Consider the following 14,256-nt stretch of genomic DNA (forward strand, 5'->3'; position numbering starts at 1 on the left):
CTAAAATGAAAGAATCTTGGAGTTTTTTAAGATTTTTATTAAAACAGAGGCTATTTACAGAAAAGTGGTGCTGGGGATAACTCCCAGCACCAACTTTGTCTACAGTCTGAAGGAATGGAATGAATCCATTCCTTTTCTTTTTATTTCTATTTTCCGGCAGCTTGTTTTAATGCCTGAGCAAGTTGGTCAGGACAAGAAGTTGGACGCGGACCGCATTGTATGCCTTCCATACGGGCAATCGCATCATCTACTTTCATACCTTCTACTAGTCGGGCAACACCTTGCGTATTTCCAGAACATCCGCCAACAAATTCTACAGAGCGGATGATATCTCCGTCAAGTTCCAGTTTTATCATACGGGAACAGACTCCTTTTGTTCTGTATTCCATAAAATTATCCTCCTATGAATATGATATTAATAGTGTTTCACATATTATAACAAATGGGATATGAAAAAACTAGAAGAAACAGAACTTTTTCTTTTACGTGCAAGTATGCCCTTACAAAGCTCTGTTTCTTCTACGGACTGACAGGAGCAAACAGTAATCAATTTGTGAATATTTTCAAAAAAACTGTGAAAAGTGCTTGATGTATGGGCAAAAATATTATAAAATACAAAACGTATGGAACGCAGAAAAGTTTAGAGTTTCATGCAAATATTTTTGGCAGTGAATGCTGCCTTATTGATTGAGTTAGAAGCTCAAATTTTATAAGTTGGTTACTTTATAACCGGTGTTGAGAACAACACATCAACTTGTGAAACGGTCAATAAGAGTATTAAAAGTAAAATATTTGCTATATAGACTCTAACATAAATATCTGGAATGTGAAGAAGGACAGTCTCGGACTGTATTGTTCGCATGAAAGTGATAAAGAAGTAGACGCAAGCAAGAATGATGTAAATTCCTGCCTGCGTTTTTTGTATGTAAAATTACGCGTGGTGAGGAATTGTAGTAACCTGATAGAAAAGAGGAACGATAAGATGGAAAAAGAATTACAGCAGAGAGCTCCGATATATGAGGCATTGGAACGATTTCGAAGAATGCGTATTGTTCCGTTTGATGTTCCGGGGCATAAGCATGGAAGAGGCAATCCTGAACTGGTGGAACTTCTTGGAGAAAAATGTGTTGGAATTGACGTGAATTCTATGAAACCGCTCGATAATCTGTGCCATCCGGTATCGGTCATCAAAGAGGCGGAGGAGCTGGCAGCAGATGCATTTGGAGCAAAACACGCATTTTTAATGGTTGGCGGAACGACTTCTTCCGTTCAGGCAATGGTGTTGTCTTGCTGCAAAAAAGGCGACAAGATCATACTTCCGCGAAACGTACATCGAAGTGTTATTAATGCTCTTGTTCTTTGTGGAGCACATCCGGTATATGTGAATCCGGATGTAGATAAAGAGTTGGGAATCTCGCTTGGAATGAAAGTGTCACAGGTAGAGCAGGCGATTCGGGAAAATCCTGATGCAGTGGCAGTATTTGTAAATAATCCGACATATTATGGAATTTGTTCGGATCTCAAGACGATTGTAAAACTTGCGCATGAGCAGGATATGAAGGTTCTTGTGGATGAGGCACATGGGACGCATTTTTACTTTGGAGAGAATTTACCAATCTCGGCGATGGCAGCCGGAGCAGATATGGCGTCTGTCAGCATGCACAAATCCGGTGGCAGTCTGACACAGAGCTCCTTTCTACTCATTGGCAAAGGAGTAAAAGAAGGGCATGTAAGGCAGATCATCAACCTGACACAGACGACGAGCGGCTCATATCTATTGCTGTCCAGTCTCGATATTTCCAGAAGAAATCTGGCGCTTCGCGGAAAAGAGGCGTTTGGAAAGGTCGTTGCACTTGCCGACTATGCAAGGGAAGAGATTAATAAAATTGGCGGATATTATGCGTTTTCCAAAGAGCTTGTGAATGGGAGCAGTATTTTTGATTTTGATACGACAAAGCTCTCGATTCATACGCTGGAACTGGGACTTGCCGGAATCGAAGTATATGATATTTTGAGAGATGAGTATGATATCCAGATTGAGTTCGGAGATATCGGAAATATTCTGGCATATCTGTCCATCGGAGACCGTAAGCAGGAAGTGGAGCGTCTTGTGAGTGCCTTGGCGGAAGTAAAAAGACGCTATCAGAAAGATAAAACGGGAATGTTGACGCAAGAGTACATCGACCCACGTGTTGTCACCACGCCGCAGGAATCATTTTATGCGGAAAAAGAGTCTCTTCCGCTGAGAGATACGGTTGGGAGAGTCTGCAGTGAGTTTGTAATGTGCTACCCGCCGGGCATTCCGATTCTTGCGCCAGGAGAAGAGATTACAAAAGAAATTTTGGATTATATTATTTACGCAAAAGAAAAAGGATGTTCTATGACCGGACCGGAAGATGCCCAGATAGAGTATCTGAACGTGCTGAAATAACAGGGAGGTGTAAGCGATGGAGATGTGGTTCCATGATGAACATACGGACAATGTAAAACTGGCAATCCGAGTGGATTATCAGGTGTTTTCGGCTCAGAGCGAGATACAGAGAATCGATGTGCTTGAGTCGAAAGAGTTTGGCAAAATTCTTGTTGTAGACGGAGATTTGATGCTGACCGAAAAAGACGAGTTTATCTATCATGAGATGATCAGTCATGTGCCGATGGCAGTGCATCCGCAAGTGGAAAGGATACTTGTAATCGGCGGAGGAGACGGCGGTGTTGTAAGAGAACTTGCGAAATATGATACGGTGGAGCAGATTGATGTGGTAGAGGCAGATCCACTTCTTGTGGAGGTATGCCGAAAATATTTTCCGCAGATGGCATGCAGTCTGAATGATCCGCGTGTGCATATTTATCATGAGGATGGATTGCGGTTTATCCGTTCCAAATCCGATGCGTATGATTTGATCATCATTGATTCGCCGAATCCGTTTGGCGCAGGGGAAGGGCTTTTTACAAAAGAATTTTATGGAAATTGTTTTAATGCGCTTCATGAAGATGGTATTATGATCAACCAGCATGAGAGTCCATTTTACAAGGAAGAGGCATTCCAATGTCAGAGAATGCACAAGAGAATCGTTGAATCCTTTCCGATCAGCAGGATTTATCAGGCGCATATCCCTTCCTATCCGTCAGGACACTGGCTGTTTGGGTTCGCTTCAAAGAGATATCATCCGATTCATGATATGGATGGAATTCAGTGGAAATTGCGTGGGATTCAGACAAAATATTATTTGCCGAGACTGCACGAAGGAGTATTTGCACTCCCGGCATATGTGGAGGAATTAGTACAAGATGTTGAATAAAAATATTGTGACGTTTATAGGATGCGAGTCTGAGTATGAAGACGCAAAGATTGTGCTTTACGGAGCGCCGTTTGACTCGACAACGTCTTTTCGCCCAGGCACAAGATTTGGAAGTGCCGCAATCAGAAATGAGTCTTTTGGTCTGGAGACATACAGTCCGTATCAGGACAAAGAACTGACAGAGTATTGCGTGTTTGACAGCGGAGATCTGGAACTGCCGATGGGAAGTGCAAAGAAGTCTCTTGAGATGATAGAAGAACGATGCCGTGTGATTTTGAAGGATGGTAAAGTTCCGTTTATGATCGGCGGAGAGCATTTGGTGACACTTGGCAGTATGAGAGCGGCGGTTGAGAAATACCCCAATCTTCATATCATACACTTTGATGCGCATGCGGATCTTAGAGATGAATATCTGGATGTGAAAGAGTCACATGCATGTGTGATGAGACGGTGCTGGGAACTTGTAGGTGACGGCAAAATTTATCAGTTTGGTATTCGCTCAGGTGACAGAGAAGAATTTTTGTGGGCGAAAGAAGGACATGTGACGATGCATCCGTTTGACTTGAACGGTTTGGAAGATGCGATAGCAGCGCTTAAAGGAAAACCGGTTTATTTCACGGTGGATCTGGATGTGTTAGACCCGTCTGTATTTCCGGGAACAGGAACGCCGGAGGCTGGTGGAGTAAGTTTTAAAGAGCTTTTGGATGCGATTATAAAAGTGTGCGAAGGCTGCAATGTCATCGGATGTGATGTGAACGAACTTAGTCCGCACTATGATCAAAGCGGCGTGTCAACTGCGGTAGCAGGAAAGATTGTGAGAGAATTTTTAATTGCATTGGCAAAATAAATCAGGATAAAAACAGGAGGAAGAAAAAATGGGAAAAATATTAATTATTGGCTGTGGCGGTGTAGCAAGTGTGGCAATTCAAAAATGTTGTCAGGTAAGTGAAGTATTTACAGAGATGTGTATTGCAAGCCGTACTGTTTCAAAATGTGAGGCTTTAAAAGAAAAACTGGAAGGAAAGACAAATACAAAGATTACAACAGCACAGGTAGATGCTGACAATGTAGATGAGCTGATTGCGTTGATTGAAAAAGAAAAACCGGAAGTAGTGCTCAATCTTGCACTTCCATATCAGGATCTGACAATCATGGATGCATGTCTTGCGACAAAAGTACACTATATCGATACAGCGAATTATGAGCCGGAAGATACAGCAAAATTTGAATATAAGTGGCAGTGGGCATATCGTGAAAGATTTGAGGAGGCTGGTATCACAGCGCTTCTTGGAAGTGGATTTGACCCGGGAGTGACAAGCGTATTTTCTGCATATGCATTGAAACACTATTTTGATGAGATCAATTATATTGATATTATGGATTGTAATGCGGGAGACCACGGTTATCCGTTTGCGACAAACTTCAACCCGGAGATCAATATCCGTGAGGTGTCAGCAAAAGGTTCCTACTGGGAAGATGGTCACTGGGTAGAGACAGAGCCGATGGAAATCAAACGTGTTTATAATTTCCCGGAAGTTGGGGAGAAGGATATGTACCTTCTTCATCATGAAGAGATCGAATCTCTTGCATTGAATATACCTGGAATTAAGAGAATCCGTTTCTTTATGACATTTGGACAGAGCTACCTGACACATTTAAAATGTTTGGAAAACGTAGGAATGACTTCTATTGAACCGATCATGTATGAAGGGAAAGAGATTATTCCGCTTCAGTTCTTAAAAGCAGTACTTCCGGATCCGGCGTCATTGGGACCTCGTACAGTTGGTAAGACAAATATCGGATGTATTTTCATCGGGAAAAAAGATGGAAAAGAAAAGAAACTTTATATTTACAATGTATGTGATCATCAGGAATGCTACAAAGAGGTGGGATCTCAGGCAATCTCTTACACAACAGGAGTTCCGGCCATGATCGGTGCGATGATGATCATGAACGGAACATGGAACAAAGCAGGTGTATATAATATTGAAGAGTTTGATCCGGATCCATTCATGGAAGCGCTGAACAAATATGGACTGCCATGGAAAATCAGTGAAGATCCGGAATTGATCGATTAATTTGAAGAGAGAAAAGGTGAGGAGAACCGATGAGAAGAAATGAACTTCCAACACCGTGTTATGTCGTTCAGGAAGAACAGCTCAGACAAAATCTTGAGATACTAAAAGGTGTGATGGATAGAACCGGATGTAAAATCCTGCTTGCCCAGAAAGCATTTTCCATGTATGAGGTGTATCCGCTGATTGCGCAATACCTTTCGGGAACAACAGCCAGTGGTTTGTACGAGGCAAGACTTGGGGCGGAAGAGATGGGAATTCCGTTTGGAAAGGAAACACATATTTTTTCACCTGCCTATAAGGAAGAAGAATTTGATGAGATTTTAACTTACTGCGATCACATTGTATTTAATTCTTTTGAACAGCTGGAACGATTTGGAAAGAGAGCGGCTGAGGCGGGAAAAAGTGTGGGACTTCGCATTAATCCGCAGTATTCAACACAGGAGGGGCATGAGATCTATGACCCATGTGCCGCTGGATCGAGGCTTGGGGTGACGATTGAGAAATTCAGACCAGAGCTTTTGGAATATGTTGATGGTCTGCATTTTCATACATTGTGTGAGCAGGACGCGCAGCCTTTGCATGACACACTGAAAGAAGTGGAAAGACAGTTTGGGGAATGGCTGCCGAAGATGAAATGGCTGAATTTTGGCGGCGGACATCATATTACGAGAGAGGGCTATGACATCGCATTGTTGGAGCAATGTATTTGTGAGATGAAAGAAAAATATGACTTGGAGATTTTTCTGGAACCGGGAGAGGCGGTAGCCTTAAATGCCGGTGTACTGCTTACGAAAGTGGAAGAAATTGCGGAAAACAGCATACAGATTGCGATTTTGGACACGTCCGCAGCATGTCATATGCCGGATGTGCTTGAGATGCCATACCGTCCGACGCTTCAGGACGGCTATGAGGCGGAGGAGAAGGAATATACTTATCGCCTTGCGGGACCGACCTGCCTTGCGGGAGATGTAATCGGTGACTATTCATTTGAGGAGCCGCTAAAAAGAGGTGATACACTCACATTTGAAGATATGGCAATCTACACGATGGTCAAAAACAATACATTCAATGGAATGCGTCTGCCGGCAATTGTATTGGAAGATAAGGATGGAGAATGCCGGGTGGTTCGACAGTTCGAATACGAAGATTTTAAGATGAGATTATAGAAATGAGGAAACAGTTATGATAGGTATTATAGGAGCGATGGAGGAGGAAGTAGCCGCGTTAAAAGAGGCTATGACAATTGAAGAAAATGTCACATTTGCGTCTATGGATTTCTGTAGAGGAACACTGTGCGGAAAAGAAGTTGTTGTTGTCAGAAGCGGAATCGGAAAAGTCAATGCCGCAATCTGCACACAGATTTTAGTAGACAAATTTGGGGTGGATACATTGATCAACACAGGAATTGCCGGTTCTTTAGATGCCAATATTGATATCGGAGATATGGTAATCTCTACAGATGCGGTAGAGCATGATATGGATGCAAGTATTTTCGGAGATCCAATCGGACAGGTGCCGCGAATGGATACCTTTTCATTTCCGGCAGATGAAGAGCTGGTAGAGAAGGCGAAGACTGCCAATGAGGAGGCAAACCCGGATATTCACACATTCGTAGGACGTATTGTGAGTGGAGATCAGTTTGTATCGTCAAAAGAAGTGAAAGATAAGCTTGTAGCTAATTTTGAGGCGAAATGCACTGAGATGGAAGGCGCTGCAATCGCCCATGCGGCGTACTTGAATAAAGTTTCGTGTGTCATTATCCGAGCAATTTCGGACAAAGCCGACAACAGTGCGACGATGGACTATCCGGCGTTTGAAAAGCAGGCAATCACACATTCTGTAAGGCTTGTGAAGAATTTGCTGCCACGCTTATAAAAAACATGTGACAAATCATGCAAAATTCGCATGATTTGTTGTTGAAATATGTAAAACGATTCAAGAACCCAACTTCTTTATTTGCTGTATAATAGCGGTAGCAATAAATAAAAGAAGGAGGGCTCTTTTTATTATGTTAGAGACATTAGTGCAAAATCAAATTATTTTTTATGCAATGGGAGTGGCAGCGGGGATTGGAGTTTTAAGCAAGCTGGTTGCCCATGTTACATTGAGACGAATGGTGAAAGCAGCCAGTAGAATGAACAAAAGTAACCATAAGCTGATGAGACTTGTACGAGCAAAATTTGAACATGCCAGTATGGTGAGCGATAAAGTGCAGAACGTGGAAGCATTTGTGAAAAAGTATGTTTATGAGTATCGTATTTGGGGAACCAGACTCCATACCTTTCGAAATTTGGAAAAGAAGATGACTTGGATTGTAGCAGTATTAGGCGTAGCGGGAACTGTTGCGGTATATTATCTGTATGGATTTGAGGATCAAGTGTTCAAATATGCAGCGTGGACTGGGGCCAGTGTGGCGATACTGTGTATGATACATATGTCAAGTGACGAAAATTATCATTTACAGATGGCGGAGAATTATATGGTTGATTATTTAGAAAATGTCTGTGCACATCGCTATGCCAAATTGTATAAAGAAAAGGCTATGAGCCAGACAAGCATATTGGAAATGGAAGAAGCGTTTCAGCCGGAGGCTGAGGAAGAAGTGGTTGCAGCAGAGGTGGAAGAGATTCAGGAAGAGCCGGTTTCCGAGCAGGAACAGGTATATACCATGAAGCGGGAGGAACCGGCAAAAGAAGAAAAAGATGCAGCGGAAGAAAAAAGACTGCAGGAAGTGCAGGTGCGCAGGATTTTAGAAGAATTTTTGGCATAGATGAAATAAAGCGATTGCAGCGGAGTAAATAAAGTACAAAGCTTTGAAATGGTGGGGGATTGTGTTCGCGATATGCTATGTGGCATTGGCAGTAATATTCAAATTGGATAAAAAGAGATTTTTATAGAGACTGAAAAGAACATATTGCTTGCGCAGTCTATGCGGATGTGCTATATTAAAGGTACAAAAAGAACAATCGCCACATAAAAGTGGTTGACCAATTGAAAATAATTTAGAATTACCACCCAACTCGTCAAAGTATCAGGGTGGTTTTTCTATGTACTAATGACTGATCAGATAAATGAAGGTCAGTAGTGATAAAATGAACATACCAAATTGCATTAAGTCTTTAAAGTCAAAATGTTTATTGTTCATCAGCTCCACCTCCCATCTATAAAAGAGTGAGAGGTCAGCCACCCTATATCACGATTGTTCTACTCAGAGTGTATCACATTTGTACAAGGAATACAATTGTGAACAGATATTTATAATTCCTTGACTTTCCCCTCTGCTGTTTGGTAAAATAATAACATCTATGAGACCAATTAGAAGGGAAGGATAAACGTGGGAAATAAAGTCACATTTGACTATTCAAAAGCAAGTACATTTGTTGCAGAACATGAAGTAGATTATATGAGCAAGTTGGCGATGGATGCAAAGGAATTGCTTTTAAGCAGAAAAGGAGCAGGGAATGATTTCCTTGGATGGATTGATTTGCCTGTTGATTATGATAAAGAAGAATTTGTACGCATTCAGAAAGCGGCAGAGAAGATTAAAAATGATTCCGAGGTATTGCTCGTAATCGGTATCGGTGGTTCTTATCTGGGAGCCAGAGCTGCAATCGAATTTTTAAGACATAGTTTTTACAATGTTGTTTCAAAAGAGATTAGAAAGACACCTGAGATTTATTATGTTGGCAACAGCATCAGCAGCACATATCTCAAACATCTGATCGATGTAATCGGAGACAGAGATTTCTCTGTAAATATGATTTCCAAATCAGGAACAACAACAGAGCCTGCAATTGCATTCCGTATTTTCAAAGAGATGTTGGAGAAAAAATATGGAAAAGAAGAGGCTGCAAAGAGAATTTATGCGACAACAGATAAAGCGAGAGGATCATTGAAGAATCTTGCTGATGAGGAAGGATATGAGACATTTGTTGTTCCGGATGATGTCGGAGGACGTTTCTCTGTATTGACAGCGGTAGGTCTTCTTCCGATCGCAGTAAGCGGTGCGGACATTGAGAAATTGATGGAAGGTGCACAGGCTGGAAGAAAAGAAGCATTAGAAAATAATTTTGCTGAAAACGGTGCATTACAGTATGCGGCAATCCGTAATATTTTACATCGCAAAGGAAAAACAGTTGAGGTACTTGCGAACTACGAGCCAAGCCTTCACTATGTATCTGAATGGTGGAAACAGCTGTACGGAGAAAGTGAAGGAAAAGACCAGAAAGGTATCTTCCCTGCATCTGTAGATTTGACAACAGATCTTCACTCTATGGGACAGTTCATTCAGGATGGAAGCCGTATTATGTTTGAGACGGTATTGAATGTGGAGAAAGCAACAGAGGAGCTTTTCATCGGAGAAGAGCCGGTGGATTTGGATGGTCTGAACTATCTTGCCGGAAAGACAGTTGATTTTGTCAATAAGAGTGCGATGAACGGAACTGTTTTAGCACATACAGATGGAAATGTACCGAACTTAATGGTGACAATTCCAGAGCAGAACGAATTCTATCTTGGACAGTTGTTTTACTTCTTTGAATTTGCCTGTGGCGTGAGTGGTTATATTTTAGGGGTGAACCCATTTGACCAACCGGGTGTGGAAAGCTATAAAAAGAATATGTTTGCTTTACTTGGAAAACCTGGGTTTGAAAAAGAAAGAGAAGAATTGTTAAAGAGATTATAAGAAAAAAAGCCAGAGTTGCAACGAAGCAGCTTTGGCTTTAAATGTAAAAAAGGAAGTGATAAGTTGTTATCGAATCAAATATTGCACAAACCTATCAACGATATACATGAGATTATGGGGGTAGATTGTTCCGTGTGGAGTATGGAGGGAAAATGCCTTGCCATTGCGGGAATGAACGAGGATAGAATTAAGGCTGGAGTAGACAAATTTCTGAAAGAAGGAAAAGATGAGCAGGTATGTGAGCATGAGGCATTTTTCCTGATTCGAGATAACTATGATGCAGTGTATGTCCTTGCGCTTCATGAGGTTATAGAGCAGGTTTCAGTCATCGGAAGACTTTGTATCAGTCAGTTCCAGAACCTGATACACGCATATAAAGAACGTTTGGATAAGAATCATTTTTTCCAGAATTTATTGCTTGATAATCTTCTGCTCGTGGATATTTTCAATCAGGCAAAAAAGCTTGGAATTGAAGTGGAGCGAAGAAGAGTTGTATTCTTGATTGAACCGAAAAATGAGGCGGACAATATCGTTCTTGAGACGATGAAAGGTCTCTATGCAACCGGCTCTAAAGATTTTGTGACTTCAGTCGATGAAGGGCATATTATCCTGATTAAGGCGTTGGAGACGACCGAGGGATATAAAGAACTGAACATGATTGCAAAATCCATTGTCGATACATTGACGATGGAAGCGATGGTCAACATGCGGGTGGCATATGGCACGATCGTAAATCAGCTGCGAGATGTATCAAAGTCATACAAAGAAGCGGGCATGGCGCTGGATGTGGGGCGGATTTTCTATGAGCAGAAAAATGTCCTTGCTTACAATGAGCTGGGCATCGGCCGTCTGATTCATCAGCTCCCGGTATCTTTGTGTGACATGTTTTTGCAGGAAGTGTTTGACGGAAAAGCGGTGGATCAGTTCGATGAGGAGACTCTGAGTACGGTCAATCAGTTCTTCCAGAATAATCTAAATATCTCGGAAACGGCACGGCAGCTTTATGTACATAGAAATACATTGGTATACCGCCTGGAGAAGATTCAGAAGCTGACAGGGTTAGATGTCCGGGTATTTGATGATGCGCTCACATTTAAAATCGCTATGATGGTATCCAATCATCTGAAATTCTTGCAATCAAAAGAGTAGAATACTATAATGAACAAATAATAAGACGTAGGAGGGAACAGTAGAATGATAAAATTATATGAACATGGTGCATATTTACTGAATGGTACAGAGATTATCGAAGATGTGAATGATGCACAGGCAGCAGTTGCAGCAAAGACAGGACAGCAGGTCACAAAAGAAGAAGCTGCAAAAAACACAATTGCGTACAGCATTTTAGAAGCACACAATACTTCTTCCGATATGGAGAGATTAAAGATTAAATTTGACAAATTGACTTCGCACGATATCACATTTGTCGGAATCATTCAGACCGCAAGAGCGTCTGGACTTGAAAAGTTCCCAATCCCATATGTTCTGACGAACTGCCATAACAGTCTGTGTGCCGTAGGTGGAACAATCAATGAAGATGACCACATGTTTGGACTTACCTGTGCAAAGAAATACGGCGGTATGTATGTTCCGCCACATCAGGCAGTCATCCACCAGTTCGCAAGAGAGATGCTTGCAGGCGGCGGAAAGATGATTCTTGGCTCTGACAGCCATACTCGCTATGGAGCGCTTGGAACAATGGCGATGGGTGAAGGCGGACCGGAGCTTGTAAAACAGTTATTGAATAAGACATACGATATTAAGATGCCGGGCGTTGTTGCGATTTACTTAGACGGAGAGCTATCTGTCGGAGTGGGACCTCAGGACGTGGCGCTTGCCATCATTGGAGCAACATTTGCAAATGGATATGTAAATAATAAAGTAATGGAATTTGTCGGACCTGGTGTGGACAAGTTAAGCGCAGACTTCCGTATCGGAATTGATGTTATGACAACAGAGACGACCTGTCTTTCTTCTATTTGGAAGACTGACGAGACAATCAGAGAATTCTATGAGACTCACGGAAGAAGTGAAGAGTATAAAGAACTGAATCCGGGTGCGGCAGCGTACTATGACGGACTTGTTTATGTGGATTTGAGCAAGATCAAACCGATGATCGCGATGCCATTCCACCCAAGCAATACATATACGATTGACGAGGTAAATGCGAACTTAAAAGATATTTTACACGATGTAGAGCAGAAAGCGCTCGTAAGTCTTGACGGTGCGGTTGAGTATTCGCTGCAGGATAAGATTCGCGACGGAAAACTCTATGTAGAACAGGGAATTATCGCAGGATGCGCCGGCGGTGGATTTGAAAATATCTGCGCGGCAGCAGAGATCATTAAAGGGAAAAATATCGGTTCTGATGCATTTACATTCAGTGTATACCCGGCAAGTACACCGGTATATATGGAGCTTGTGAGAAACGGAGCGGTTGCAGATCTGATGGCAGCCGGAACAATCGTGAAAACAGCGTTCTGCGGACCTTGTTTTGGTGCAGGAGATACACCTGCTAACAATGCATTCAGTATTCGTCACTCTACAAGAAACTTCCCGAACCGTGAAGGTTCTAAATTACAGAGCGGACAGATTTCCTCTGTGGCACTTATGGATGCGCGTTCTATCGCTGCGACAGCGGCAAATAAAGGTTTCTTAACTTCTGCGGCTGATGTGATGGACAGAGAATACAAAGCTCCGAAATATCATTTTGATAAGAGCATTTATGCAAACCGTGTGTTTGACAGCAAAGGTATTGCAGATCCAAGTGTTGAGATTCAGTTTGGACCAAACATCAAAGACTGGCCGGCAATGTCAGCATTACCGGAAAATCTGATCTTGAAAGTGGTATCTGAGATTCACGATCCGGTTACAACAACCGATGAGTTGATTCCGTCAGGAGAGACTTCTTCTTACCGTTCTAACCCACTTGGACTTGCAGAGTTTGCATTGTCACGTAAAGATCCTGCATATGTGGGACGCGCAAAAGAAGTGCAGAAAGCACAGAAAGCAATTGAGACAAATCAGTGTCCATTAGAAGTGTTGGAAGAATTAAAACCGGTTATGGAGACAATCCGTGCATCTTATCCGGAAGTGGGCGAAGGCAACATCGGTGTCGGAAGTACGATCTTCGCGGTGAAACCGGGAGATGGTTCAGCGCGTGAACAGGCAGCGTCCTGCCAGAAAGTACTTGGAGGATGGGCAAATATCGCAAATGAATATGCGACAAAACGTTACCGTTCGAATTTGATCAACTGGGGTATGCTCCCGTTTATCACAGAAGAAAAAGATACAGAGTTAAGCTTCAAAAACGGAGATTATATCTTTGTGCCGGATGTGAGAAAAGCAGTGGAAGATAAGAAAGACGCTGTGAAAGCATATGTGGTTGGAGACAGTTTGAAAGAGATTACACTGAAGTTGGGTGATTTGACAGATAATGAAAGAGAGATCATCTTAAAAGGATGTCTGATTAATTACTATAGAGGATAAATTTGTAAAGAATATAGACAATAACTTATAAAGAGGGAGCGGTAAGCTCCCTTTTTGTGTATAAGAAAAATATATTTCTGTATTTTTTATGCAACACTTTGTACTTTCTGATACTCTATATTTATACCGGTGGAAGGAGGGGGATAGGATGTACGATTATGATACATGTTCAGAATCAGTTTTAGTAAAACGTGCACGGAAAAAAGACGTAAAGGCATTTTCGAAGTTATATGAAAATGTTTATAAAGATTTGTATTATTTTGCGTTGTACATGATGAAGAACCCTCAGGATGCGGAGGATGTCGTGAGCGAGACGGTGCTGTCAGTTTATGAAAATATCTATAGCCTTCAAAAAGATGAGGCGTTTCGTGGCTGGATATTTAAGATATTGTCAAATGTCTGCAAAAAGAAATTGAAAGTAAGAAGCAGACAGGAGACATTTAAGCTGCAGGAAAACCGAGATGAGAGTCAGAGTGTATCACATAGTGATTATGAAGAAACCATTGATGTTCAAAATGCATGGAAAATACTTGCAGAGGAAGAGAGGCAGATTATTGCATTATCCGTATTCGGAGGGTACAACAGCAAAGAAATCGGCAAGATACTTGCGGAACAAGGAAAACCAATGAATGCCAATACGGTTCGTTCCAAGAGAAGCAGAGCGCTGGAGAAACTTGGAAAAATATTGTGTTAGGAAGGAGTAGCG

Annotated in this window: 12 protein-coding genes; 11 read left to right on the forward strand and 1 reads right to left on the reverse strand. The window is 41.9% G+C overall.

The features are described 5' to 3' along the window. Nucleotides 1-146: 146 nt before the first annotated feature. Nucleotides 147-389 carry a TIGR03905 family TSCPD domain-containing protein gene (locus ACTQXY_RS04705; RefSeq protein WP_441658505.1) on the reverse strand — a complete coding sequence of 81 codons (243 nt, stop codon included), beginning with the start codon at nucleotides 387-389 and terminating at the stop codon, nucleotides 147-149. Between the two features lie 593 nt (nucleotides 390-982). Here ACTQXY_RS04705 and ACTQXY_RS04710 point away from each other — a divergent pair. The 11 genes from ACTQXY_RS04710 to ACTQXY_RS04760 all read left to right on the forward strand — a co-directional run bounded on the left by ACTQXY_RS04710 (nucleotide 983) and on the right by ACTQXY_RS04760 (nucleotide 14,244). Next, nucleotides 983-2,431 carry an aminotransferase class V-fold PLP-dependent enzyme gene (locus tag ACTQXY_RS04710; RefSeq protein ID WP_441658506.1) on the forward strand — a complete coding sequence of 483 codons (1,449 nt, stop codon included), beginning with the start codon at nucleotides 983-985 and terminating at the stop codon, nucleotides 2,429-2,431. Nucleotides 2,432-2,447: 16 nt separating this feature from the next. After that, on the forward strand, nucleotides 2,448-3,299 hold the full coding sequence (gene speE / locus ACTQXY_RS04715) for a polyamine aminopropyltransferase (protein ID WP_441658507.1): 852 nt from the start codon (nucleotides 2,448-2,450) through the stop codon (nucleotides 3,297-3,299). Continuing rightward, nucleotides 3,289-4,146 carry an agmatinase gene (gene speB / locus ACTQXY_RS04720; protein WP_441658508.1) on the forward strand — a complete coding sequence of 286 codons (858 nt, stop codon included), beginning with the start codon at nucleotides 3,289-3,291 and terminating at the stop codon, nucleotides 4,144-4,146. The genes speE and speB overlap by 11 nt, the downstream gene beginning before the upstream one ends. A 28-nt stretch (nucleotides 4,147-4,174) precedes the next feature. Next, nucleotides 4,175-5,377: a saccharopine dehydrogenase family protein gene (locus tag ACTQXY_RS04725; protein ID WP_004613073.1), complete on the forward strand. Its 1,203-nt coding sequence runs from the start codon at nucleotides 4,175-4,177 to the stop codon at nucleotides 5,375-5,377. 29 nt (nucleotides 5,378-5,406) lie between these two features. After that, on the forward strand, nucleotides 5,407-6,543 hold the full coding sequence (nspC, locus tag ACTQXY_RS04730) for a carboxynorspermidine decarboxylase (protein ID WP_441658509.1): 1,137 nt from the start codon (nucleotides 5,407-5,409) through the stop codon (nucleotides 6,541-6,543). Between the two features lie 16 nt (nucleotides 6,544-6,559). Further along, complete coding sequence (locus ACTQXY_RS04735) at nucleotides 6,560-7,252, forward strand: 5'-methylthioadenosine/adenosylhomocysteine nucleosidase (RefSeq protein ID WP_441658510.1); 693 nt, start codon at nucleotides 6,560-6,562, stop codon at nucleotides 7,250-7,252. Between the two features lie 133 nt (nucleotides 7,253-7,385). Beyond that, nucleotides 7,386-8,147, forward strand: coding sequence for a hypothetical protein (locus tag ACTQXY_RS04740; protein ID WP_441658511.1), 762 nt, complete (start codon nucleotides 7,386-7,388; stop codon nucleotides 8,145-8,147). 564 nt (nucleotides 8,148-8,711) lie between these two features. Further along, nucleotides 8,712-10,061 carry a glucose-6-phosphate isomerase gene (locus ACTQXY_RS04745; protein WP_441658512.1) on the forward strand — a complete coding sequence of 450 codons (1,350 nt, stop codon included), beginning with the start codon at nucleotides 8,712-8,714 and terminating at the stop codon, nucleotides 10,059-10,061. 63 nt (nucleotides 10,062-10,124) lie between these two features. Beyond that, on the forward strand, nucleotides 10,125-11,210 hold the full coding sequence (locus tag ACTQXY_RS04750; protein WP_441658513.1) for a helix-turn-helix domain-containing protein: 1,086 nt from the start codon (nucleotides 10,125-10,127) through the stop codon (nucleotides 11,208-11,210). A gap of 45 nt (nucleotides 11,211-11,255) precedes the next feature. Next, entirely contained in the window at nucleotides 11,256-13,550 is a 2,295-nt protein-coding gene (locus ACTQXY_RS04755) for a hydratase (protein WP_441658514.1), read from the forward strand. A 148-nt stretch (nucleotides 13,551-13,698) separates the two neighbouring features. Next, entirely contained in the window at nucleotides 13,699-14,244 is a 546-nt protein-coding gene (locus tag ACTQXY_RS04760) for an RNA polymerase sigma factor (protein ID WP_441658515.1), read from the forward strand. The last annotated feature ends 12 nt before the right edge of the window (nucleotides 14,245-14,256 follow it).

It is taken from the genome of Faecalimonas sp. LCP19S3_D12, assembly GCF_052121495.1.
Lineage (GTDB): Bacteria > Bacillota > Clostridia > Lachnospirales > Lachnospiraceae > Faecalimonas.

Excerpts from the sequence above, each read along its gene's own strand:
- nspC (WP_441658509.1), top strand. The coding sequence starts at position 5,407 with ATGAGAAGAAATGAACTTCCAACACCGTGTTATGTCGTTCAGGAAGAA.
- ACTQXY_RS04740 (WP_441658511.1), top strand. The coding sequence starts at position 7,386 with ATGTTAGAGACATTAGTGCAAAATCAAATTATTTTTTATGCAATGGGA.
- speB (WP_441658508.1), top strand. The coding sequence starts at position 3,289 with ATGTTGAATAAAAATATTGTGACGTTTATAGGATGCGAGTCTGAGTAT.
- speE (WP_441658507.1), top strand. The coding sequence starts at position 2,448 with ATGGAGATGTGGTTCCATGATGAACATACGGACAATGTAAAACTGGCA.
- ACTQXY_RS04760 (WP_441658515.1), top strand. The coding sequence starts at position 13,699 with ATGTACGATTATGATACATGTTCAGAATCAGTTTTAGTAAAACGTGCA.
- ACTQXY_RS04755 (WP_441658514.1), top strand. The coding sequence starts at position 11,256 with ATGATAAAATTATATGAACATGGTGCATATTTACTGAATGGTACAGAG.
- ACTQXY_RS04735 (WP_441658510.1), top strand. The coding sequence starts at position 6,560 with ATGATAGGTATTATAGGAGCGATGGAGGAGGAAGTAGCCGCGTTAAAA.
- ACTQXY_RS04725 (WP_004613073.1), top strand. The coding sequence starts at position 4,175 with ATGGGAAAAATATTAATTATTGGCTGTGGCGGTGTAGCAAGTGTGGCA.
- ACTQXY_RS04705 (WP_441658505.1), bottom strand. The coding sequence starts at position 389 with ATGGAATACAGAACAAAAGGAGTCTGTTCCCGTATGATAAAACTGGAA.
- ACTQXY_RS04710 (WP_441658506.1), top strand. The coding sequence starts at position 983 with ATGGAAAAAGAATTACAGCAGAGAGCTCCGATATATGAGGCATTGGAA.